The following is a 25,013-nucleotide window of genomic DNA, read 5'->3' as shown; positions in this document are numbered from 1 at the left end:
GGTTGGGCCGCCTGCTCGACCTTTTTTGTTGGCCTAAATGTTAGAAAGTAAGTAATGCAACACTTGTGCTCGATTTTTCATCCTATAACTGATACTATAAAAACAGAGTAGGAGAGAGGAGGCTGGATACTATGTTATTAGGTAAAAATAACCGCATTGGTAAAACATTTGATCAAGTAGAGGTTGGCGATTCTATTCAAATTACAGAAAAAATTGAAGACCAGCAATTACTGCTCTATTTAGGATTAACAAATGATAGCAATCCGTTATTTATTCAACATGATTACGCAAGTCGAACGGAATTTGGACGTCCAATTGTACCGACTGTTCTATTAAATGGCATTATTACGTCAACAATATCAAAATATTTACCAGGTCCAGGCTCGCGAATTATAGAGCTTGCACTACAGTTTCCCGGTATCCTCTATCATTACGAAACGATTCATATCGTCTTAAACGTCATCGATAAGCGGGAATCGATTCAAGGAATTATGATTCATGTTGAAGGACGTAACCTATCGACAGATGAATTAATTGTGACTGGAACGGTAATCGCAATACCACCTAAATGAGTGAATTTGAGATGGGGGTTTCAAACGAACATTTTGGAGGCAAACAAACATGACAAATAAAATTTTAGTAGTAGAAGACGAATTAGCAATTTCAACATTATTACAATACAACTTGAAACAAGCAGGCTATGAAGTCATTCAAGCTTTTGATGGACAAGAGGGTCTTAATAGAGCAGTGGCAGAATTACCTGATTTAATTTTGCTTGATTTAATGCTTCCTAAAAAAGATGGTATGGAAGTATGCAAAGAATTACGCATTCAAAAAATTGGTACACCGATTATTATGCTAACAGCAAAAGACGATGAGTTTGATAAAGTGTTAGGACTCGAATTAGGCGCGGATGATTATATGACAAAGCCATTTAGTCCACGAGAAGTAGTAGCGCGTGTAAAAGCGGTGCTACGTCGCTCAAAAGTGCAGGAACAAACGACAGAAGTTGAACGTGAAAAGACGTATCATATTGGTGCGTTAAGTGTTTATCCAGACCGCTTTGAAGCAACATTAGATGGTAAGGAATTAGAGTTTACGCCAAAAGAATTCGAGTTACTTGTTTATTTGTTAGATAATAAAAATCGTGTATTGACGCGAGACCAATTACTAAGTGCAGTATGGCACTATGATTTTGCGGGCGATACACGTATTGTAGATGTACATATTAGCCATTTGCGTGATCAAATTGAAGAAAACAGCCGTAAGCCTAAATTTATTAAAACGATTCGTGGGTTGGGCTATAAATTTGAGGAGCCCAAAGGATAATGAAATCAATGCGAGTACGCTTACTAACAGCGTTTGGTTTCTTGTACGCAGCTGTGTTAGCAAGCCTAGGTTTTGGTATCGGTCAATTATTACCTGCTTATATTGATACGACAATTGAAAAGCGCCTTTCTGCAAGTGATGCGCTATCACAGGCTACTAATCGCCAAGTCCATGATGCATTATCATTTTGGCTTGTGTTAATTGGTGCGCTCATTGTGGCATTTATTGTACTAATGCTACTTAGCAATCGTATTTTGCATAATGTGACGTCTTCTGTCGACCATGTGACGAATACAGCTTTAGAATTAGCAAAAGGAAATTACCGTGCGCGTGCTTATGAATCTGCAGAAGCACCGACTGCTTCATTAAGTAGCTCCATTAATGTGCTAGCCCGAAATTTACAAGATATGATGATGACGCGTGAGATTGAACAAGAGCGTTTGAAAACACTGATTGAAAATATGGGCAGTTCGTTGATTATGATTGGACGCGAGGGCGATATTTCTGTCGTCAATCGTGTGTTTTTAAAGCTATTTGAAAAAGAATATGATGAAGTGACTGAGCATGTATTCCGGGATTTAGGTATGCCACTTGAGCTCGAAGAATTTGTTGACCATGTCTTTATGACAGAAGAAGCGTATCGCCAACAAATTCAGATTCCGCTTGATGGTGGAATGCGTCATATGGAAGTGTATGGTGCGCCAGTAATTGGGGAGCATGGGCACTGGCTAGGTGTGGTCATTGTCATGCATGATATTACAGAGCTTAAAAAGCTAGAACAGGTTCGTAAAGATTTTGTTGCCAATGTCTCACATGAATTACGCACACCGATTACGTCGATGAAAGGCTTCTCCGAAACATTGCTTGACGGCGCATATAAGGATGAAGAAACATTACTAACATTCCTTGAGATTATGAATCAGGAAAGCAATCGTCTTCAAATGCTTGTCAATGATTTACTAGAGCTTTCGAAGCTTGAAAAACATGGCTTTCAGCTAGATTTATTGCCGACAAGTTTGAATGATTTAGTGAAGCGAGCAGCAGAGATGTCTGCACAGCAGCTTGAAGAAAAGGAAATGATACTACAGGTTGAAGCACCCGATGACATTGTTATATTAGGTGATGCGAATCGTTTGATGCAAGTTATTGTGAATTTATTATTTAATGCCATTAACTACTCGCCTGAGCACACGACGATAACGATGCGACTAAGTGACAATTCGAAATTTGGCATTTTAGAAGTGAAAGATGAAGGGATTGGGATTGCGAAAGAAGAAATTCCGCGCGTCTTTGAACGCTTTTATCGTGTTGATCGTGCGCGTAGTCGAAATTCAGGTGGTACAGGTCTGGGCCTGGCGATTGTGAAGCATTTAATTGAAATTCATCACGGTAAAATCCAGGTTGAAAGTGAAGTAGGCCAGGGTACAACGATGCGTGTTATGCTACCGAAAATACCATCTTAACAATATCTTTACAATTCGTTTATAAAGTCTTCAAAGAGTATTGGTACTATAAATAGCGAAGGCCCCCTTCAAATTCCCTTTTATTCAGACGATCCCCTTGTTGCCAATTGGTAATTTTGCGTCTGGAGCTACTTGTGTGTGGCGAAAATCGTGACGAAATCGCAGACGGACAGAAACGAGGGCGTTCTGTGACGAGAACGGCTGCTATTTTTTCACCATTTGACCGGTAGAAGTAACCGAGACTTCTACCGGTCTTTTTTTGCGTTAAAAAGAACGTGTGTGCGACGATTTGTTGCTGGCATGGTAAGATAGAAGAGATAAGTTTACTAGGAAGGGAATGTAACGATGACAAAAGAAAAGTTACTATTATTAGATGGCAACAGTTTAGCCTATCGCGCATTTTTTGCGTTACCACTTTTAACAAATGAGCAAGGCATTCATACAAATGCCGTATATGGCTTTACGACGATGCTACAAAAGATTTTAGGAGAAGAAAATCCAACGCGCATTTTAGTTGCCTTTGATGCAGGGAAAACGACATTCCGCCATAGCACATTTAAAGACTATAAAGGAGGTCGTCAAAAGACACCGCCTGAGCTGTCAGAACAATTCCCGTATTTACGAAAATTATTAGATGCGTATAATATGAAGCGCTATGAATTAGAAATGTATGAGGCGGATGATATTATTGGAACATTGAGCCGTCAAGCAGATGAACAAGGCCTTGAAACGATTATTATTTCAGGTGATAAGGATTTAACACAATTAGCATCGGATAATACAACAGTTTATATTACGCGTAAAGGCATGACCGATATTGAGCACTATACACCGGCACATATTCAGGAAAAATACGGTTTAACACCGCTGCAAATTATTGATATGAAAGGCTTAATGGGCGATTCATCAGATAATATTCCAGGTGTCCCAGGGGTGGGTGAAAAAACGGCTATTAAATTATTAACGCAGCATCCGACCGTTGAAGAAGTTTATGCACATCTTGAGGACGTCAAAGGTGCAAAATTAAAAGAGAAACTTATGGCGAATGAGGAGCAAGCTTTAATGAGTAAAGAGCTTGCGACAATTAACCGTGATGTACCACTTGAGTTATCGATTGATGATTTGGCATGGAGTGCACCAGATACAGAAGCGTTATTTGGTATTTGGCGTGAGCTGTCATTTAAATCATTAATTGAAAAAAGTGATTTAGCTGTTGAGGAAACGACAGAGAAAAAAGATATCGCGTGGGAAATCGTCGATGATATGACGGATAAATTAACGGACACAATGGCTGTGCATGTCGAGCTAGAGGATGAGCATTATCATAGCTGTGCGATTTTAGGTGTTGGTTTTACGGCTGGTGAAGCTTCTTACTATATGCCATTTGAAGCGGTACAGCAATCTGAAGTAGTCAAAGCATATTTAGCAGATGATACGAAAATAAAATATGTTTATGATGTGAAGGCACAACGAGCTGCACTTCACCGCTTTGGTATCGCATTAAATGGTGTCAAAGCCGATATGCTATTAGCTGCCTATATTGATGAAGCAGGTCAAAACTTAGACGATGTGGCTACGGTTGCGAAAAGCTATGGCTATTATGATGTGCAAGTAGCGGAGCAAGTCTATGGTAAGGGCGCAAAACGTGCTATACCAGAGCAAGTCGTACTAGCAGAGCATGTAGCACGTAAAGCATTAGCTGTTTGGCATGCGCTTCCGACGATTGAGAAAGCATTACAAGATAAAGAGCAATTTGAATTATACAAAACGATTGAGTTACCACTAGCACTTATTTTATGTGACATGGAATGTGCTGGGGTTGTTGTAAATGAGCAACGTCTAATCGAAATGGGTGAGGAGCTTACATTAAAATTAGATGCGATTGAGCAAAAAATCTACGCATTAGCAGGAACAGAATTTAATATTAATTCACCGAAACAACTAGGCGTTGTTCTATTTGAAAAACTGGAACTTCCTATTATTAAAAAAACAAAAACCGGTTATTCAACAGCAGCGGATGTGCTTGAAAAGCTACAACCTGAGCATGACATTATTGATTACATTCTAGAGTTTCGTCAGCTTGGAAAGTTAAAATCAACGTATATCGAAGGCTTATTAAAGGTCGTACATGAAAAGGATCATAAAATTCATACACGTTATCAGCAAGCATTAACTGCTACAGGGCGTCTAAGCTCGATTGACCCGAATTTGCAAAACATTCCAGTCCGCTTAGAGGAAGGGCGTAAAATTCGTCAAGCATTTGTGCCAAGTCATGAGGGCTGGAAGTTGTTTTCTGCCGATTACTCACAAATTGAATTACGTGTATTAGCGGATATGGCAGATGAAGCGAACTTAATCGATGCTTTCAAGCATGATTTAGATATTCATACGAAAACAGCAATGGATGTGTTTGGTGTAGCGAAAGAAGATGTGACATCAAATATGCGTCGCCAAGCAAAAGCTGTAAATTTTGGTATTGTATACGGTATCAGTGATTATGGATTATCACAAAACTTGGGTATTACGCGTAAAGAAGCGGCCGAATTTATTGAACGCTATTTTGAAAGTTACCCAGGCGTACAGGGCTATATGAGCTCGATTGTTGAACAAGCGAAAAAGGACGGTTATGTTACAACGCTACTAAATCGTCGTCGTTATTTACCGGATTTAAAGAGCCGTAACTTTAATGTACGTAGCTTTGCAGAACGTACAGCAATGAATACACCAATCCAAGGGACAGCAGCAGATATTATAAAAAAAGCAATGATTGATATGGCGGCTGCACTAAAAGCGAAAAATTTACAAGCAAAAATGCTTCTACAAGTACATGATGAGTTGATTTTTGAAGCACCACCTGAAGAATTAGCTATTTTAGAAGAGCTTGTGCCAGCTGTGATGGAAGCAGCTGTTAAATTAAAAGTACCATTAAAAGCAGATGCTGCATCTGGTAATACATGGTACGACGCGAAATAGGAGGAGAGATTTTGCCTGAATTACCAGAAGTAGAAGGTGTTGTTCGTATGCTGAAACCAGCTGTTGAACATAAAACAATTCAACGTGTCATCGTGTCTCCGGTTATTTACGCATCAAAAGCGGCTGGAAAAGAAGCAATTATTAAAGGCCAAACACCAGAAGCATTTATTGCAGCAGTAGAAGGAATGACGATTGAACATATTGAACGACATGCAAAATATATTTTCTTTACGATGTCGAAAAACGGCGGACAACAATTAATCGTCAATCATTTAGGGATGTCAGGAGCATGGTTTCATGTTGCACATCCGGATGATGTGATAGAAGGGAAATTTCACAAGCATATGCATGTGATGTGGCAGTTAGCAGCGGAAGAATGGTTAATTTATGCGGATATTCGTCGCTTTGGCGAATTACGCTTATTGCGAGAAGTTGCGGATTATCCGCCGCTACTTGCAATGGCACCTGAACCGTTTGACGACGTTGCAATGGATTATTTTCTAGAAAAATGTACGCAGAGAAAGTACAATAATAAAGCCATCAAAGCTGTTATTATGGACGGACAAGTCGTAAGCGGCTGTGGGAATATCTACGCAACCGAAGCACTATTTAGAACAAAAATACATCCGGGACGAAAAGTGTCCCAAATAGATAAAGCCCAATTACGACAGTTATTTCAAGAAATTGTTGCAGTTTTGACAGAAAGCATTGCATTTGGTGGCTCTTCTATCTCAGATTATCGAAATATTAACGGTGAAGCAGGAGGCATGCAACACCATTTGCAAATGTATGGGATGAAAAAATGCCCAATGTGTCATACTAATACAGCGCAACAAATTATCGCTGGACGAAACTCCTTTTATTGTCCAAACTGTCAACGCTAGGGGGAAGAAAAATGATTATCGGTTTAACAGGAAGTATTGCAAGTGGAAAAAGTACGGTCGCAAAAATGTTTGCAGATTTAAATATTCCAATCGTTGATGCGGATAAAGTCGCACGTGTTGTAGTCGAACCAGGTCGTGAAACATTACAGCAAATTGCGGCTCAGTTTGGCGACGATGTCATTTTAGAAGATGGCCATATGAATCGTAAAAAAGTAGGAGATTTGATTTTTCATGACCCAACAAAGCGAAAACAATTGAATGAGATTATTCATCCGGCGATTCGAAAAGAAATGCTTCGACAACGCGACAAACACTTGTCTGACGGGCATCCACACGTTGTTATGGATATTCCGTTATTGTTTGAAAGTGGTCTTCAAAGTTATGTCGAGAATATTCTTGTCGTTTCTGTTTCAGAGGAAAATCAATTAAAACGCTTGATGGCTCGAAATGATTTAACCGAGCAAGAGGCACGCGCACGCATTAGCTCACAACTGCCGATTTCAGTAAAAGAAAAAGGAGCAGATGCGGTCATTTATAACAATGATTCGGTTGCCTCAACAAAAGAACAATTACATTATATTTTAAAAAAATGGGGTGTTCTACAAGAGCTGTAAAAAGCTCTTGTTTTTTTGTTTATTAAATTGTCAGAAAATAAAATCTTTAAATTTTAAGTGAAAAAAGGTTTTCCTTTTCGTTTAATGTGCTATACTAATTGCAAATAAGATGTTCAATTCAAACACAACCACATAGGAGGATTTATATAATGACAGTTTCAATTGCGATTAACGGATTTGGCCGCATCGGTCGTATGGTATTTAGAAAGGCTATGGCAGAGGATTTAAATATTGTAGCAATCAATGCTAGCTATCCTTCAGAAACTTTAGCTCACTTAATTAAATATGACACGACACATGGTCGTTTCGATGGTTCTGTTGAAGCCGGTGAAGATTTCTTAGTTGTAAATGGTAAGCGCATACAATTAGTAGCTGAGCGTAACCCACTTTTATTACCTTGGAAAGAAATGAACGTAGATATCGTGATCGAAGCAACTGGTAAATTCAATGAACGTTCAAAAGCTGCACAGCATTTAGAAGCCGGTGCAAAAAAAGTAATCTTAACAGCACCTGGTAAAAATGAAGACGTAACAATTGTGATGGGTGTAAATGATGATAAATTAGATTTATCAAAACATGATGTCATTTCAAATGCATCATGCACAACAAACTGCTTAGCGCCAGTAGCAAAAGTCTTAAATGACACATTTGGTATCGACAACGGTTTAATGACAACTGTGCACTCATACACAAATGATCAAAAAAATATCGATAACCCACATAAAGATTTACGTCGTGCACGTTCTTGCGCAGAATCAATCATTCCAACTTCTACAGGTGCTGCAAAAGCATTAACACTTGTATTACCGGAATTACAAGGTAAATTACATGGTATGGCTTTACGCGTTCCAACACCGAATGTGTCATTAGTAGATTTAGTTGTTGATTTAAATGAAACAGTAACGGTTGAACAAGTAAATAATGCATTCAAGAAAGCTTCTCAAGGCGCATTAAAAGGTATCTTAGATTACACAGAAGAGCCACTTGTATCAAGCGACTTCAACACAAATCCTGCATCAGCAACAATTGATGGCCTAACAACCATGGTTATGGGCGATAAAAAGGTAAAAGTACTTGCATGGTATGACAATGAGTGGGGTTATTCTTCACGTGTTGTTGATTTAACGAAAAAAGTAATCGCTGGTTTAGCAACAGCAGTTAACGCTTAATTTAAACCCTAAAAAAATCCTAATTCATATGTATTGAAAAAGACCGAGAATGCCACTCGGTCTTTTTGCGTTTTAAAACGGAAGAAAGTCAGACTTTTCTTTAGAAATAACGACATCTATTCGATTTTTAATGTGGTTTTTTGATATAATAAGTAAACTATAAGATATATATCAGGAGAGTAGAAAACTATGAGATGTCCAACGTGTCAATATAACGGAACAAAAGTAATTGATAGTCGCCCTGTAGATGACAATAAGGCAATTCGCCGCCGTCGTGAATGCGAATCATGTGGCTTCCGTTTTACAACATTTGAAAAAGTAGAAGAAATGCCATTGATCGTTGTGAAAAAAGATGGTTCTCGTGAAGAATTTAGCCATGAAAAAGTGCTACGAGGGTTAATTCGCGCGTGTGAGAAGCGCCCGGTTGCATTGTCTGTACTCGAAGAAATTGTTTTTAATATTGAAAAAGAATTACGACGACAAGGTAATGCAGAAGTAAAATCAGAAGATGTTGGGGAAATGGTTATGGAGCGCCTTGCAAAAATTGATGAGGTATCTTATGTGCGTTTTGCATCTGTTTATCGTCAATTTAAAGATATTTCGGTGTTCTTGGAGGAAATGCGTGATTTGCTGGAAAAGCAAACGAAGGAAAAAGAGCAATCGAATGATGAATAGTAAACAAGGGCAATAAGGAGGCGCATTACAGTGGTAAATTTATATCGAGAATTACAGCCAGTAGACCGACTGTCGATTCGTATTCCTTTCCCATTATCAAGCTATGAACGAAAATTAATTACATTACTTTATCAACCATTAATCGGTCCCGATGCTGTTAGCTTATATTTTATGCTATGGGCTGAGGGTGAGGATATGATCGAAACAAATCTATCGCATTATCATTTAATGAATGCACTTGATATGCCGATTGCACAAGTGTTTGAATCACGTATTGCATTAGAAGCGATAGGATTATTACGTAGCTGGCGTCGTGAGGAAGATACGATGCGATCCTTTATTTATGATGTCATGCCACCGCTTGATGCGAAATTATTTTTTGATGACCCTATTTTATCGATGTTTTTATATAGCAAGATTGGGGAGCATGCGTATCGTTTATTAAGACAGCGCTTTATTGTGAAAGGGTCGACAACGGCAGGTTATAGTGATGTGTCGCGCTCATTTATGGATGTCTATCAGCCGGTGCAGCAACATATGCCACCAAATGACTTGCAGATGTCTACAGGTGTAGAGAAGCCAAAAGACATCCCATTTGATACACATGATTTTGACTTTGAGGCACTACGTCAAGGATTGTCAGAGCAATTAGTGCCGCAGTCTGTTTTGACACCGGAAATGAAAGTGCTAATTGCAAAAACGGCCTTTTTATATCATTTATCACCGAAAGATATGCAGCAAATTATTATGATGGCTTTAGATGAAACGATGCACATTAATGAAGCAAAATTAAAAAAATCAGCATCCGGCTATTATAAGATGACGATTTCTACAGAGCCACCGACAATGAAAAAATTTGTGAAGGTGGAAGAAAAGATACAAACTGAAGAGCCACAAAAAGAAAGTAAGACGAAAAAGGATGGCGTGATTGAAAACTTCAATGCATTGTCACCAATTGAAACGCTAAGTGCGCTTGCAGGAGATAGACCACCTTTTCCAAAAGATATTGAGTTAGTAGAAGAATTAGTTATGTCGTATGATATGCCAATGCCTGTCGTGAATGTATTGATTCATTATACGTGCTTACGAAATAATGGTCGCTTGAATAAAAATTATATGCATGCAATCGCGAGTGCTTGGCGCTACTCAGGTGCTGAAACAGCAGAAGAAGCGATGAAGATGGCACGTGACTTTGAGCATAAAAAGCAAGTGAAGGAAGAGCCGAAGACATTAGTAGCAAGTGATGCGATGCATAAACAATATAAAGTGCTGCGTGCTGCAGCGGGCGCTTTTTATCAAATCGAATTGGCAAAAGATGATGCGTATTCAGAAAATGAATTGAAAACAAAAGCGATTGAGCTTTTTGAGCAAACAGAGCCCATGACCTTCCTTCAAATGTTGAATGACGGTAAAGAACCATTTTCTAATGATGTAAAAGTGATTCAAAAAGCGTTGGAATCATTTGATATGCCGCAAGAAGTGTTTAATGCATTGATTCATTACGCTTATTTTGTGAGCACGAATTCAATTAATCTGAATTTCTTAGAGGCCATTGCAGGGAGCTGGCGTAAGGAAAATATTGCGACTGCTGAAGCAGCACTTGATTATGCAAAGGCGTACCAGCAATCAAAATCAACGAAATATTATAAAACATCCTATACGAAACAACCACAAGTAGATGAAACAAAACTACCGGGCTGGTTTAAAGATGGTCAGCATAAAAAACATGTGGAAGAACAATCTGAACAAACGACCGAAAAAGATTTTGAGGCGGAACGTCGGAAAATATTAGAAGAACTCGGCCTTGATGAAGGGTAGGTGAACGCCGTGGAACCGATAAAAAATCAAATCCAAAAGAAAATGGATGGCGCATTTGAAGAACGTTTAGCGAAGATGCAACAAGGTGTGCTGGCACATCCAGCGATTCAGGCGTTTATTCAGCAACATCAGTTATCAAAAACAACAATAGAACGTGGTATGAATAAGTTATTTGAATACACATCACAACAACATGACTGTAGTCAATGTGAGTCGGTGGCGCTGTGTAAAAATCCAATTAATGGCCTTGTACCGCAACTAATTGTAGAACGTGGCAATATCGATTTAGAGTATGTACCATGTGAGACGAAACGCATAGAGGATGACCGTCGTAAAATGGCTTCAATGATTTCGAGTATGCACATGCCTCGTGAAGTAATGAAGGCGACACTTGAAGATATTAAAGTTGATAGTGAACAGCGGCTTAATGCGTATAAAGAAGCAATGGCCTTTATTAGCCAAACGAAAAAAGATCCGGAGCATTTGCCACATATTGGCCTTTATTTGCACGGGAGTTTTGGTGTCGGAAAATCCTTTGTGCTAGCAGCGATTGCAAATGAGCTTGCATCGATGCAAGTACGTACGATTTTAGTGTATGTGCCAGAATTTTTACGTGAGCTAAAAAGTGCAATTGGTGAAAATTCGTTAGAAGAAAAGATTGATTTCGTGAAAAAAGCACCTGTTTTAATGCTAGATGATTTAGGTGCGGAAACATTAACAGCGTGGACGCGTGATGAAATTTTGGGAACGATTCTCCATTATCGTATGGCGGAGAGCCTGCCTACATTTATTTCATCGAATTTAAATTATGAAGAGCTTGAGCAGCATTTGGCACGAACAAAAGGGGATATTGACCCTGTCAAAGCAGGCCGAATTATGGAGCGTATTCGCACAATTACAAAATCTGTTGATATGACAGGTGAAAATCGTCGTAGCTTTTAATCATCACCTCTTGAAGTTTTATAAAAAAACGTATATAATTTGTTTCATAAAATGAATAAATGCAACGAAAAGGACAACAATGATTTGTACGACTTTCAGAGAGAGAAGTATTAGGTGCGAGCTTCTTAGTACGGCAAATGATTTACCACCTTGGAGCAGCGGCAGTGAAGTATGAGTAATTGTCGACGGTAGCGGCCCGTTAGCCGATCGAGAGCTTCGTCTTTGTACGCCACCAGTGGGTACATGGAAGGAAGAAGGGTGGAACCACGAGTATACATCTCGTCCCTTTGCGGACGGGATTTTTTTATGCAAAAAATCTCCAGCTTGTGGCCTAGAGCGCTCGAAACATACCAAAGGAGAGAATTTTAAAATGGCAGACATGATTAACTTAACATTCCCTGATGGCTCTGTAAAAGAGTTTGAAAAAGGGATCACTACAGATTCAGTAGCAGCGGCAATTAGCCCAGGATTACGCAAAAAAGCACTTGTTGGTAAATTCAACGGAGAACTAGTTGATACAAAAACACCACTTGAAAAAGACGGTACAATCGCCATCTTAACACAGCAAGATGACGAATCACTTGATGTTATGCGTCACTCAACTGCGCACCTTTTAGCGCAAGCATTAAAACGTCTATATCCTGGCATTAAATTAGGTATCGGACCAACAATTGAAAATGGTTTCTACTATGATGTTGATTCTGAAACACCAATTACTGCGGAAGATTTCCCGGCAATTGAAAAAGAAATGAAACGCATCGTTGCAGAAAACTTAGATATCGTACGTCATGACGTATCTCGTGCAGACGCACAAGCGAAATTTGAAGAAATTGATGATGAATATAAATTAGAACTTCTTGAAGCAATTCCTGAAGACGAACAAGTATCAATCTATTCACAAGGCGAATTCTTCGACCTTTGCCGCGGTATCCACGTACCATCAACAGGTAAAATTAAAGAATTCAAATTATTATCAGTAGCAGGTGCATACTGGCGCGGAGATTCTAAAAACAAAATGTTACAACGTGTATACGGTACTGCATTCTTCGATAAAAAAGATTTAAAAGCACATCTTCAAATGCTTGAAGAAGCAAAAGAACGTGACCACCGTAAACTAGGTAAAGAATTAGAATTATTCACTACCAATAAATTAGTAGGTCAAGGTTTACCATTATGGTTACCAAACGGCGCAACAATCCGTCGTACAATTGAACGCTACATCGTTGATAAAGAAGTTTCACTAGGCTACAAACATGTTTACACTCCAGTAATGGGCTCTAAAGATTTATACGTAACTTCTGGTCACTGGGATCACTACCAAGAAGATATGTTCCCACCAATGGAAATGGATAACGAAACATTAGTATTACGTCCAATGAACTGCCCTCACCATATGATGGTATACAAATCAGCAATGCGCTCATACCGTGACTTACCACTTCGTATCGCAGAGCTTGGTATGATGCACCGTTATGAAATGTCAGGTGCTGTCTCAGGGTTACAACGTGTACGTGGGATGACTTTAAACGATGCCCACCTTTTCGTACGTCCGGATCAAATTAAAGAAGAATTCAAAAAAGTAGTTGAATTAATCTTAGCTGTTTATAAAGACTTTGATTTAAATGACTACGAATTCCGTTTATCTTACCGTGACCCTCAAGATACTGAAAAATACTTCGATGACGATGCGATGTGGGAAAAAGCACAAAGCATGTTAAAAGAAGCAATGGATGACCTTGGCTTAGATTACTACGAAGCTGAAGGCGAAGCAGCGTTCTATGGTCCAAAATTAGACGTTCAAGTAAAAACAGCGATTGGTAAACAAGAAACATTATCTACAGTACAACTTGACTTCTTATTACCAGAACGCTTCGACCTTGGCTATGTAGGTACAGATGGTGAATTACACCGTCCAGTTGTTATTCACCGTGGTGTTGTATCAACAATGGAACGTTTCGTAGCCTTCTTAATCGAAGAATACAAAGGTGCATTCCCAACTTGGTTAGCTCCTGTACAAGTTCAAGTAATCCCAGTATCAAATGACGTTCACTTCGACTACGCGAAAAAAGTAGAAGAACAACTTCAAGCTGCTGGTATTCGCGTAGAAATGGATTACCGTGAAGAAAAACTTGGTTATAAAATCCGTGAAGCACAAATGAAAAAAATTCCGTACATGTTAGTACTAGGGGATAAAGAAGTAGAATCTGACAGCGTAAACGTACGTAAATATGGCTCTAAAGATTCTGAAACAGTAGCGTTTGCTGAGTTCTTAGAAAAATTAGTGGCAGAAGCAAATCGCTAAATTTTATAAAAAGAGACTGTGACAAAACACGTCATTTTCCTTTTTAGCATTCGCAACGAAAAACCGGAACCGCGCCCCAGCGCGATTCCGGTTTTTTTATGCTCATAGAAGCGGTTGTTTTTACACATATGTCAAAGCCTCTTTCTTTTATGCGATTTTTTCTGCTTTTTTTGATGTCATTTGTAACATTTACATAAAAAATAATACAAATGTATGATTTATGGTTTGTTTGTACATATTTTTGTGAAAATAGAGGAATGTAGAAGGATATAGATAAAGTACAGAATTTAATTGAAAGAGGGATTTTATGAAAAAAATGTGGAAACGAGCCGCTACCGCTGTGGCTTTTACAGGAATATTATCAGCGGGAGTAATGGACGCACATGCAGATTATAAATCAGATTTTGTTTATACATATGCTGGCAGTGCCCAAACACTTGCGAATCAAATGAATTTATATCCATCTGTTATGATTGCGCAAATGGCTTTAGAAAGTAATTACGGTACGAGTGGACTAACGCAATCAGCAAATAATTTATTTGGTGTCAAAGGTAGTTATGGCGGTAAATCAATTGTGCTTAAAACACAGGAGCAAAAAGGGAAGAAGCTCGTAACAATTAAAGATCATTTCCGTTCATATCCGTCTAAATGGGCATCAATGGTTGATTACACGAAAGTGATGCAAGGCAGCCACTTAAGCGTCGCTTGGGTATCAAATACATCAAACTACCGCCAAGCAACGCGTGCACTACAAGGGGTTTATGCAACAGACCGTTATTATAGCTCGAAATTAAATGCCATTATTGCACAATATGGCTTAACACGTTATGATACAAAGCAAGCGAAAACAACGAAAGTAAGCTACAAGGTGAAATCTACTTCAACATCAGGCCGTGTTACACATACAGTTCGTGCTGGTGAGACATTATCGAGTATTGCGGTGAAATATGGTGTGCCAGAACGTACCATTGCAGCTAGAAGCGGCTTAGCGAATACCAATCATTTAGTAGCGGGGAAACGATTAGTTATTAAATAGTAGAAAAAAAGGGATGTGAAACTTTTATTGAAAATAAGTTTGACACCCCTTTTTCTATGTGATAATATAAGTGAGGTTAATGAATACAATAGTTTGAGGTTAAGAAGAGGCTGCCCGCTTCTCACCTAGTTCTCGTCTTTAATTAGTACGAGCGGGTTATGAAAACAAATCGCACATGCGCATTTCGCATGAACATATATATTGCGGGCGGACATTTCGAATTTCGACTATGTCCGCCTTTTTTTGTGGACATCGAAATACCGACCGATTTTCGGGCAATCAAGCCCAAACACTGTATTCGCGACACTACTTGGAGGTGGATTATCATTAGCAAAGACATGTATGTAAACGACGGTATCCGTGCCCGTGAACTTCGTGTTATCGACCAAAATGGTGAACAGCTAGGAGTTAAAACACGTAATGATGCTTTGAAAATTGCAGAACGTGCAAACTTGGATTTAGTCCTTGTGGCTCCACAAGCTAAGCCACCGGTTGCTCGTATTATGGACCATGGTAAGTTCAAATTCGAACAACAAAAGAAAGATCGCGAAGTACGTAAAAACCAAAAAGTAATCGTATTAAAAGAAGTACGTTTAAGTCCTACTATCGATGAACACGATTATCAAACAAAATTACGTAACGGGATTAAATTCCTTGAAAAAGGAGACAAAGTTAAAGCGTCTATTCGCTTTAAAGGTCGTGCAATTACGCACAAAGAAATCGGTCAACGTGTATTAGACCGTTTCGCTGAAGACTGTAAAGAAGTAGCAACCGTTGAACAACGTGCGAAAATGGAAGGTCGCAGCATGTTCTTAGTATTACAACCTAAGAACGAAAAAAAATAACTTTTTAGTTGAACAAGCTTAGGAGGAATTCGAAATGCCAAAAATGAAAACTCACCGTGGCGCTGCTAAACGTTTCAAAAAAACTGGTAGCGGTAAATTAAAATTTGACCGTGCTTACGGAAGCCACTTATTCGCAAACAAATCTACAAAACAAAAACGTCACCTACGTAAAGCTGGTATCGTATCAGCAGGCGACTACAAACGTATCAAATCTTTATTAGCTTACAAATAATCATTTAGATCGTTCAAACAACATAAAAAATATAGAATATTCATCTTACATAGAGATGAATAGCAGGAGGTAATTAGTATGCCACGCGTAAAAGGCGGTACAGTAACACGCGCACGTCGCAAAAAAGTTTTAAAATTAGCTAAAGGTTACTTTGGTTCTAAACACACATTATACAAAGTAGCTAACCAAGCAGTAATGAAGTCAGGTCAATATGCATACCGTGACCGTCGTCAAAAGAAACGTGATTTCCGTAAATTATGGATCACTCGTATCAACGCAGCTGCACGTATCAACGGTTTATCTTACAGCCGTTTAATGCACGGTTTAAAACTTGCTAACATCGACGTTAACCGTAAAATGTTAGCTGAATTAGCAGTATCTGATGCTGCTGCATTCGCTCAATTAGCTGAAGCTGCAAAAGCTCAATTAGCTAAATAATTAGAAGCACCGATGCTTCTTTAAAAGGCGCAATCTTAGGATTGCGCCTTTTTTTGCGTAAAAAAAGACTTAAGCACATGGCTTAAGTCCTTTCATTTACTCATTGAATAATAATGCGGCAATTTCCTGTTTGTTATGAAGAAAATCACTTAGCTTATATTCATCAAGTACCGTTATATATGCGTGAAGTGCTTTATTTAAAGCACCTTTTAAATTACAGACTGGAGAGATTACGCACCCGATTGATTCGGGATTAAAACAATCGACTAAATAGAAATCTTCCTCTGTTTGACGGACGACTTCGCCTATTCCAATTTCTTCTGGGCGTTTTGCAAGACGAATACCACCGCCACGACCTCGAATCGTTTCGACATAGCCCATCTTACCAAGCTCATGCGATACTTTCATTAAATGATTTTTTGAAATACCATACGCATCTGAAATTTCTTTAATTGTTGATAAAGCGTCAGGCTCTTTAGCACCAAGAAATAAAAGAACTCGCAATGAATAGTCTGTGTACAATGTTAATCGCACTTGATTCACCACCTATTCATAGATAGTATAACAGAGCAATGAAAAAGAGTCTTGTATTTAAAGATGTATTTAAAATATGTCTTTTCTGTTAAAGATGTATTTTATATATTGCTTTTAAAACTTTAGCGGAGTATATTAAAGGTGTTAAAAGAAGAGAGGACGTGTCGAACATGTTATCACAACAAACAATGAACATTATTAAATCAACTGCTCCAGTATTAGAAGTACATGGTGTTACTATTACAAAAACATTTTATAAAAATTTATTTGAAGCACATCCTGAACTATTAAATATTTTCAACCATACAAATCAATCAAAAGGGCGTCAACAAACAGCTTTAGCAAATACAGTTTATGCTGCAGCAGTCAATATTGAAAACTTAGAAGCGATCCTACCAGTTGTTCATCAAATCGGCCAAAAACACCGCTCATTAGGAATTTTACCGGAACATTATCCAATCGTTGGACAATTTTTACTTGCAGCAATTAAAGAAGTTTTAGGTGATGCTGCAACGGATGAAATCTTAGGCGCATGGGGCGAAGCATATGGGGTAATCGCAGATGCATTCATTCAAACAGAAGAGGTCTTATATCAAGAGGCAGAGCAAAAAGATGGTGGCTATCGCGGCTTCAAACCATTTAAAGTAACGAAAAAAGTGGTGGAAAATGAATTAATTACATCATTTTACTTAGTACCAGCAGATGGCGCGGCATTACCAGAATATTTGCCAGGTCAATACATCTCTGTACAAGTAAATATTCCGGGGCATCCATATACACACAACCGCCAATATTCATTATCACAAGCGTATAACGGTCAAGAATACCGTATTTCTGTAAAAGCTGAAAAACAAGCTACACCAGCTGGCGTCGTCTCAAATTACTTACACGCAAACTTAAATGTGGGTGATGAATTAATGGTATCTGTACCAGCAGGTGATTTCGTTTACAATACAGCAAAAGGAACACCTGTAACATTTTTAGCAGCAGGTGTTGGTGCTACACCACTTGTAGCAATGTATCAAGCTGCAGTAAAAGAAAATGATGCAAAAGTGAAATTCATTCATAGTGCATCTCATATTCCATTACACCCATTCGAACGCGAATTATTAGGCATTGCATTCCCAAGTAAAAATGCGACATACGTTCCTGTAACAACAGCAGCATCAGGCCATATTGACCAAGACTTCTTAGCTGCACAAGTTGATTTAACTGGCGAAGTATACTTATGTGGTCCAGTTGGCTTCATGGAAGCGATGATTCAACACTTAACAGCATTAGGTATGTCAAAAGAAAATATTCATTTTGAATTTTTTGGTCCAGCAATGGCGCTATAAAAACAAAAGAAGAGGCTGGGACAAAACACGTCATTTTCCTTTTTTAGCGTTCGCAACGAAAAACCGGAACCGCGCTACAGCGCGATTCCGGTTTTTTTATGCTCATATGAACGGTTGTTTTTATACGTATATCAAAGCCTCTTTGCGTGGCAAAAATCCTGTGTATTCTCCAATGTTTCTACTAACTATGTTATAATGTGGAATTAGTTGCTAGCTATTGTAATAAATTTGTAACCATTTTGTTAAAGTAAAAAAAGAGTATAAATGGTACTATATTATTAATAGTTTTAAGTCATTTATACTAAATTGTTTCGAGGAAGGAAAGTGTAATATGGGAAAAGTGAAGTATTTTGTTGTGTGCTTAATTATTGCTGCAATTTCTTTTATTGGATATGAGCAAGCTGCTGCAAAAACATTAACAGCAGAAAATGATGGGCATGTAAACACAGCAAAACCAGAAAGTACAGTGCCTTGGGAATATGGTCCGGAGACACCGAAATCTGCTATTCAGCCATTATCAACAAGTCCTGTCATTGCAGATATTTCAAAGTGGCAAGGAAATATTGATTGGTCAAAAGCATCTAAATCTTTAGACTTAGTTATTATTCGTACACAGTATGGTTCAGGCATGGAAGATTATATGCATGATTCGTATGAAAAGAGTGCAACAAAGTATGATGTGCCATTTGGTGTTTATTCATATGTATTAGCTAGCACACCTGCAAGTGCACGTGCAGAAGCGCGTAATTTTTATAATCGTGCTTCAAAAAACACAAAATTTTATGTGTTAGATGTAGAGGAATTTACAAATGAGCGCACACCATACACAATGCGTGCAATTGTTGAGGCTTATGTAGATGAATTACGAAGCTTATCAAATAAAAAAGTTGGCTTATATGTAGCCAATCACTTATATAGTAAATTAAATTTAAAGACGTCAGATTTCGATTTTGTTTGGATCCCGCGTTATAGTTCACAAAAACCTAGTCATGCGCATCATTTATGGCAGTATACAGATAGTGGTCGTGTGCCGGGGATTTCAGGTGGCGTTGATTTAAATCGTCTTGCATCAGGCGTGTCACTAAGCTTCTTTACAGGCGAATCGGTGACACAAGTAAGCAAGCCGACAACAACGACTTATTACAACACGAACCCAGGTAAAATTGTGACAAAGCAGTCCATTCCACAGTTTACAACAACGGCATTAAAAACGAAAAAAGGTACACTTAAAAAAGGTGACATTGTGAAAGTAAAACGTGTAGTGAAGACAGCTAATGGGACACCACGTTTACAACTCTCAAATGGACGCTATATTACAGCAAACAAGAAATATGTTTTAAAAGTAAATCCAGCGATTGATGTGGATGATTATTACACAGCAAAAGATAAGGTGAACTATGCATTATTAAAAAAATCGAATGCGACATTTACAAGTGTTGAATTCACAGATTCAAAAAAAGCAGATTCGATCGAAAAGGGCAAAGTTGTTAAAGTAAATGATATTTCCTATACAGCTGGTGGTACACCACGTTTAAAACTTTCAAATGGTCGTTATGTGACGGCAAAGAAAACAGTTGTTCAAAAAGTAAAAGATTCTGCGACACCAGTAAACTATTATACATCTGTAGATCATGTCAATGCAGTATTAGTGAAGCAAGATGAGTATAAATACAAAACAATGGCATTTAGTACATCTACACGTGGTGAAGCCGTTCCAAAAAATAAAATTATTAAAGTAGCTGCTGTGACTTATTCAAGTGGTGGGGTACCACGTTTGAAATTAACGAGTGGGCAGTATATGACAGCGAAAAAAACAATTATGCAAAAAGTGGCATCGAATATTAATGAGTTCTATACAGAGATTCCCGAGCAAGTTGTAACGAAGTCACCAACATATGCCTATGATGGTTTATACTTTGGTAAGGCATCAATCACAAATACAATTGCAGCAAACACATCACTTGCTGTGAAAAGTATTGTGTACACATCGAATGGCTATCCGAAATTTGTGTTAGCGGATCATTCAATTGTTGGGGCAGAAAAAGCACTTTATCATTAAAATGAAGGACTGTACTTAAAAAGGTGCAGTCTTTTTTTATTCAAGTCTTTTTCTTTTTATCGAATTTCGTTACGATAAAGTAGATAGGAGTGAAGACAGTGACAACGTTTAAAGTAGAGAAATTAACGGAAGATGCGATTCTTCCGTATAAAGCGCATGCAAGTGATGCAGGTTTTGACGTATTTGCAAATGAAGAAGTAGTAATTCCAGCAGGTGAATCACGTGGCATCGCTACAGGAATTCGTATGGAATTGCCTGAATGGACAGAGGCGCAAGTACGTCCACGTAGCGGTTTAGCACTGAAGCATGCTGTGACAGTATTAAATGCACCAGGTACAATTGATGCAGGGTACCGCGGCGAAGTGAAGATTATTTTAATCAACCACGGGAAAGAACAATTTATCGTCGAAAAAGGCATGAAAATGGCTCAAATGGTCATTGCACCTGTCATGAATATTACGATGGAAGAAGGCCCTGTAAATTTAGAGTCAGATCGTAAGGAAGCAGGCTTTGGTTCAAGCGGCAAATTTTAATCGAATGCGACTCGGTTAGTAATACTGAGTCGTTTTTTTAATGTGATAGTTCGGACTTCGTAGTATAATTAGTAAGAATGAGTAAAAATAAAGGGGATGCGAAGATGATACAACAAGTAGATGAAACATTGCACATGCTAAAAGAGTTAACAGATGCACGCGCCATTGCGGGAAATGAAAAAGAATCACGTGAGGTTATGGAAAAATACATTACACCTTATGCGGATGAAATCGATCATGATAATTTAGGCTCAGTTATCGCGAAGAAGGTCGGCGATGCCAATGGTCCGAAAATTATGGTGGCTGGACATTTAGATGAAGTCGGCTTTATGGTAACACAAATTACAGAAAAAGGCTTTATTAAATTTCAAACGGTAGGCGGCTGGTGGGGTCAAGTCATGCTTGCACAACGTGTTCAAATCGTGACATCAAAAGGGGAAACAATTGTCGGTGTTATCGGTTCAAAACCACCACATATTTTACCGGCAGCACAGCGGTCAAAAACATATGAAATTAAAGACATGTTTATTGATGTAGGTGCCACATCAGATGAAGAAGTAAAAGAATGGGGTATTCGTCCAGGGGATATGATTGCACCATACTTCGAATTTACTGTCATGAAAAATGATAAACATTTATTAGCAAAAGCATGGGATAACCGTATTGGTTGTGCGATTGCAATTGAAGTATTAAAACGCTTAAAAGATGAACAGCATCCAAATGTAGTGTATGGCTGTGGTGTTGTACAAGAAGAAGTTGGTTTACGTGGCTCAAAAACAGCGACACATAAAATTAATCCAGATATCGGTTTTGCGGTTGATGTTGGTATTGCAGGCGATACACCGGGAATTTCGAAATCAGAAGCGGCAAGTGAAATTGGTAAAGGACCACAAATTATCGTTTATGACGGCTCAATGGTGTCACACCGCGGTCTACGTGAATTAGTTGTAGAGACAGCGGAAGAAAATGATATTCCATACCAATACGAAGCCATTCCTGGCGGTGGTACGGATGCAGGATCAATTCATTTAACGATGAATGGTGTACCCGCATTATCAATCGGCATCGCAACACGCTATATTCACTCACATGCAGGTATTTTACATCGTGATGACTTCGATAATACGGTGGATTTAGTTGTAGCCGTTATTAAAAAATTAGATGCTGAGACAGTGAAACGCATTACATTTGATTAATTAGAACAAGGACTAGCTTTCAGGCTAGTTCTTTTTTTGTGGTAAAATATTGAAAAAGAAAGGGGCCATCCATGAATATTCCAACAGTGATTCAACATCAAAAAATCATTTATCCAGCATTTCATTTACCAATAAAACGGGGGCTTATCGGCATTCATGCGAATGTTGCCTGCAAAAAAAGCTTGTTGCAGCAATTAGCCAATAGAGAAGGCTATATTTTCACAGCGAATCAGGGAGACTATGAGCGCCTAACGGTTCGTGAGACAGTACGGTTTTTATGCCAATTGAGCACGACGAAGCAACAGGACAAAGAATGGCTAAAGCGTTATCAACTAGAAGAAATAAAACGCATGAAGGTAGGCTCACTATCAGAAAGTGAACGAGCCTTTTTAAAGTTGCTACGCATAGGCTTTGCCGAACAGCAATTAATTGTTGTAGAAGAACCTTTTTTAGAATTAATGGATGCAGAACGACAAAAAGGACTTCAATTGTTTGAGGATTTACAACATAAAAACATAGTGATTTTATCGGCTAATTTAGAGGATGTATTGTCTTGTGACGAAATTTATCGTTTAGATGAGACAGGATTACATAGTATGGATATTTCGGATGACGCGGATGAGGTAGTTGAAGAAAATTCAAAGCCACTTGTTGTCGAGAAAATTAAGACGAAGAAAAATGATAAAGTTATTTTATTTAATCCACCTGAAATTGATTTTATTGAGAGTATTGAAGGTGTTGTACATGTCCATGTGGCGGGTGAGAGCTATATATGCCAAATGACGCTGACAGAAATGGAAGCGAAATTGCAGACCTATGGCTTTTATCGTTGTCATCGCTCGTATATTGTCAACTTGCAAAAAATACGTGAGATTATTACGTGGACAAAAAATAGCTATAGCTTACGCTTATCAACAGGGAAAGAAGCTGTTGTGCCGTTATCAAGAGCAAAGCTGCAAGAGTTGAAAGAGTTGCTACATATTTAATTTCCCGGGAAACTTTTTTACGGAAAAATAAGTACCATTCAGCCGGTATTTGCTACTGTTAAGCAAAAAACAGCAGTCAGATGGGCTTTTGTTGCGTATTGTTGAGGTACAAACAATACAAGGAGTGAGCGACATGCTAGCAGTTGATGTACAGCATATTCAAAAGCATTTTAAGCAGCAAACCGCATTAAATGATGTAACCTTCTCGATTAAAGAACGTGAAATTTTTGGTTTTCTTGGTCCAAGTGGCGCAGGGAAAACGACGTTAATTAAATTATTAACGGGACAACTTAGTCCAGATGCAGGGACTGGAGCGTTACTAGGACATTCGTTAAAAGATATGACGAAGCCTGTGATGCGTCAAGAAATTGGTGTGCTATCAGATAATAGTGGTCTATATGAACGGTTGACGATTCAAGAAAATTTAGTGTTATACCGGGATTTATATAATTTGCCGAAGGAAGCGGTAGACGAAGCACTTGCTTTTGTTAATTTATCAGAGCATCGCAAAAAACGTGTCACGCATTTATCAAAAGGGATGCGTCAGCGTGTAACATTGGCCCGCACCATTATGCATAAGCCAAAAATCCTTTTTTTAGATGAGCCGACTTCAGCATTAGATCCAGCAAATACGGCACATATTTATCGTGGATTACGTGCGTTAAATGAGCAAGGAACGACCATTTTCTTAACGACACATGATATGGCTGAAGCCGAAAATTTATGTAATCGTGTAGCCTTTTTACATGATGGTCTGATTCAAGCGATTGGTACCGTAGAGGAACTAAAGGATCAGTACCGCGAGGAATTGATAGTTGTTGAGTTAGAAGGTGGCGCTTCACATGAGTTAGCTTTAAATGGTGAAGAAACAGCTACAAAGGTAAGTGAGTGGATGCGTCAGGGAATGATTCAGCGTATTTTAACGAAGGAACCGACGCTAGGTGATATTTTTATGAAAGTAACAGGGAGTGATTTAATATGAATCTATCGATAAGACGAATGCAGGCTATTTTTATGAAGGATTATAAAGAGTTTACACGTAATTATGCGATTTCGATTATGTTATTGGCACCGATTATTTTTGCCGCCATGTTTGAAAAAGAATTCATTATTGTCGTATTAAACTTAACATTTGGTATGTTGACAGCGTTTGTTCAGGCAACGTTAATTGCGGAGGAAAAAGAGCGCAATACCTTGCGTTCACTGACCTTAACTCCGGCATCGCCACTAGATATTTTAATTGGTAAAAGCAGTTTAGTATTTGTGATGACGGCATTTATTATTGCAGTAGTTGCCTTTGTGATGGATTTTGTACCGGATGCACCGATGACAATAGCCCTTATTTTGATGACGATTTTATTTATTGCGCTTGGTACAATTTGTGGTCTGTATGCGAAATCAGTAATGGAAGCAACATTGACAGTATTACCTGTACTATTTATTTTCTCATTAGGTAGTATGCTAAGTAGCTTTGCTGACCGTTTTCCATTTTTAAAAGTAGCGGATTATTTACCGAGTGCACAGCTACTACTACTTGATTTAGGTGAAAAAGGTGCGCCAGCTGTTATTATAAACATTTCGATTTGGACGATTATTGCCTGTATCGCCGCCTATCTATTGTATGTGAAACGCCTGAAAGATGAATAAT

At 38.5% G+C, this 25,013-nt stretch carries 23 protein-coding genes and 1 other annotated feature; of the genes, 22 read left to right on the top strand and 1 reads right to left on the bottom strand.

The genetic code is table 11. The annotated features are described in order from the left end of the window. The first annotated feature begins 131 nt into the window (after positions 1-131). The 15 genes from ACFSY7_RS18335 to rplT all read left to right on the top strand — a co-directional run bounded on the left by ACFSY7_RS18335 (position 132) and on the right by rplT (position 16,720). On the top strand, positions 132-572 hold the full coding sequence (locus ACFSY7_RS18335) for a MaoC/PaaZ C-terminal domain-containing protein (RefSeq protein ID WP_380149078.1): 441 nt from the start codon (positions 132-134) through the stop codon (positions 570-572). A 49-nt stretch (positions 573-621) separates the two neighbouring features. After that, positions 622-1,329 (top strand): response regulator transcription factor, encoded by a 708-nt coding sequence (locus ACFSY7_RS18330; protein WP_139992613.1) that lies wholly within the window; start codon positions 622-624, stop codon positions 1,327-1,329. Next, positions 1,329-2,792 (top strand): two-component system histidine kinase PnpS, encoded by a 1,464-nt coding sequence (gene pnpS, locus ACFSY7_RS18325; RefSeq protein ID WP_380149077.1) that lies wholly within the window; start codon positions 1,329-1,331, stop codon positions 2,790-2,792. The genes ACFSY7_RS18330 and pnpS overlap by 1 nt, the downstream gene beginning before the upstream one ends. A gap of 345 nt (positions 2,793-3,137) precedes the next feature. Continuing rightward, positions 3,138-5,765, top strand: coding sequence for a DNA polymerase I (polA, locus tag ACFSY7_RS18320; RefSeq protein ID WP_380149076.1), 2,628 nt, complete (start codon positions 3,138-3,140; stop codon positions 5,763-5,765). An 11-nt stretch (positions 5,766-5,776) separates the two neighbouring features. After that, a complete protein-coding gene (gene mutM, locus ACFSY7_RS18315; RefSeq protein WP_380149075.1) occupies positions 5,777-6,649 on the top strand; it encodes a bifunctional DNA-formamidopyrimidine glycosylase/DNA-(apurinic or apyrimidinic site) lyase in 873 nt (290 codons plus the stop codon). 11 nt (positions 6,650-6,660) lie between these two features. Continuing rightward, on the top strand, positions 6,661-7,263 hold the full coding sequence (coaE, locus tag ACFSY7_RS18310) for a dephospho-CoA kinase (RefSeq protein ID WP_380149074.1): 603 nt from the start codon (positions 6,661-6,663) through the stop codon (positions 7,261-7,263). A gap of 149 nt (positions 7,264-7,412) precedes the next feature. After that, the gene (locus ACFSY7_RS18305; RefSeq protein WP_126989229.1) at positions 7,413-8,432 is read left to right on the top strand and encodes a glyceraldehyde-3-phosphate dehydrogenase; all 1,020 of its coding nucleotides are present in this window, start codon (positions 7,413-7,415) and stop codon (positions 8,430-8,432) included. 189 nt (positions 8,433-8,621) lie between these two features. Then, positions 8,622-9,107, top strand: a complete 486-nt coding sequence (nrdR, locus tag ACFSY7_RS18300; RefSeq protein ID WP_126989230.1) for a transcriptional regulator NrdR — start codon at positions 8,622-8,624, stop codon at positions 9,105-9,107. A gap of 30 nt (positions 9,108-9,137) precedes the next feature. Continuing rightward, a complete protein-coding gene (locus ACFSY7_RS18295) occupies positions 9,138-10,925 on the top strand; it encodes a DnaD domain protein (protein WP_380149072.1) in 1,788 nt (595 codons plus the stop codon). A gap of 9 nt (positions 10,926-10,934) precedes the next feature. Beyond that, positions 10,935-11,867, top strand: a complete 933-nt coding sequence (gene dnaI, locus ACFSY7_RS18290) for a primosomal protein DnaI (protein WP_380149071.1) — start codon at positions 10,935-10,937, stop codon at positions 11,865-11,867. Positions 11,868-11,922: 55 nt separating this feature from the next. Further along, positions 11,923-12,157 (top strand) — a binding site (T-box leader). A gap of 80 nt (positions 12,158-12,237) precedes the next feature. After that, positions 12,238-14,169, top strand: a complete 1,932-nt coding sequence (thrS, locus tag ACFSY7_RS18285; RefSeq protein ID WP_380149070.1) for a threonine--tRNA ligase — start codon at positions 12,238-12,240, stop codon at positions 14,167-14,169. A gap of 307 nt (positions 14,170-14,476) precedes the next feature. Beyond that, positions 14,477-15,205 carry a glucosaminidase domain-containing protein gene (locus tag ACFSY7_RS18280; RefSeq protein ID WP_380149069.1) on the top strand — a complete coding sequence of 243 codons (729 nt, stop codon included), beginning with the start codon at positions 14,477-14,479 and terminating at the stop codon, positions 15,203-15,205. A 338-nt stretch (positions 15,206-15,543) separates the two neighbouring features. Then, complete coding sequence (gene infC / locus ACFSY7_RS18275; protein WP_126989235.1) at positions 15,544-16,050, top strand: translation initiation factor IF-3; 507 nt, start codon at positions 15,544-15,546, stop codon at positions 16,048-16,050. Between the two features lie 34 nt (positions 16,051-16,084). Next, a complete protein-coding gene (rpmI, locus tag ACFSY7_RS18270) occupies positions 16,085-16,282 on the top strand; it encodes a 50S ribosomal protein L35 (protein WP_010288254.1) in 198 nt (65 codons plus the stop codon). Positions 16,283-16,360: 78 nt separating this feature from the next. Then, positions 16,361-16,720: a 50S ribosomal protein L20 gene (rplT, locus tag ACFSY7_RS18265; RefSeq protein WP_126989236.1), complete on the top strand. Its 360-nt coding sequence runs from the start codon at positions 16,361-16,363 to the stop codon at positions 16,718-16,720. Positions 16,721-16,816: 96 nt separating this feature from the next. Here rplT and ACFSY7_RS18260 read toward each other — a convergent pair whose 3' ends face one another. Beyond that, complete coding sequence (locus ACFSY7_RS18260) at positions 16,817-17,254, bottom strand: Rrf2 family transcriptional regulator (protein ID WP_126989237.1); 438 nt, start codon at positions 17,252-17,254, stop codon at positions 16,817-16,819. Positions 17,255-17,424: 170 nt separating this feature from the next. Between ACFSY7_RS18260 and hmpA the strand changes: the two genes are divergently transcribed. From hmpA to ACFSY7_RS18225, 7 genes are all read left to right on the top strand, one after another. Beyond that, complete coding sequence (hmpA, locus tag ACFSY7_RS18255; RefSeq protein ID WP_380149068.1) at positions 17,425-18,591, top strand: NO-inducible flavohemoprotein; 1,167 nt, start codon at positions 17,425-17,427, stop codon at positions 18,589-18,591. A 331-nt stretch (positions 18,592-18,922) separates the two neighbouring features. Then, positions 18,923-20,650: a DUF5776 domain-containing protein gene (locus ACFSY7_RS18250; protein ID WP_380149067.1), complete on the top strand. Its 1,728-nt coding sequence runs from the start codon at positions 18,923-18,925 to the stop codon at positions 20,648-20,650. Positions 20,651-20,748: 98 nt separating this feature from the next. After that, on the top strand, positions 20,749-21,183 hold the full coding sequence (gene dut / locus ACFSY7_RS18245; protein WP_126989240.1) for a dUTP diphosphatase: 435 nt from the start codon (positions 20,749-20,751) through the stop codon (positions 21,181-21,183). 107 nt (positions 21,184-21,290) lie between these two features. Beyond that, positions 21,291-22,379: a M42 family metallopeptidase gene (locus ACFSY7_RS18240; RefSeq protein WP_380149083.1), complete on the top strand. Its 1,089-nt coding sequence runs from the start codon at positions 21,291-21,293 to the stop codon at positions 22,377-22,379. A 71-nt stretch (positions 22,380-22,450) separates the two neighbouring features. Continuing rightward, positions 22,451-23,365, top strand: a complete 915-nt coding sequence (locus ACFSY7_RS18235) for a LytTR family transcriptional regulator DNA-binding domain-containing protein (RefSeq protein WP_380149065.1) — start codon at positions 22,451-22,453, stop codon at positions 23,363-23,365. Positions 23,366-23,498: 133 nt separating this feature from the next. Further along, positions 23,499-24,347 carry an ABC transporter ATP-binding protein gene (locus ACFSY7_RS18230; RefSeq protein ID WP_380149063.1) on the top strand — a complete coding sequence of 283 codons (849 nt, stop codon included), beginning with the start codon at positions 23,499-23,501 and terminating at the stop codon, positions 24,345-24,347. Continuing rightward, complete coding sequence (locus ACFSY7_RS18225; protein WP_380149062.1) at positions 24,344-25,012, top strand: ABC transporter permease; 669 nt, start codon at positions 24,344-24,346, stop codon at positions 25,010-25,012. The genes ACFSY7_RS18230 and ACFSY7_RS18225 overlap by 4 nt, the downstream gene beginning before the upstream one ends. Position 25,013 lies beyond the last annotated feature (1 nt).

It is taken from the genome of Kurthia populi (genome assembly GCF_042686175.1).
In the GTDB taxonomy this organism is placed as follows: domain Bacteria; phylum Bacillota; class Bacilli; order Bacillales_A; family Planococcaceae; genus Kurthia; species Kurthia populi.
This window is presented reverse-complemented; position numbering and strand designations above follow the sequence as displayed.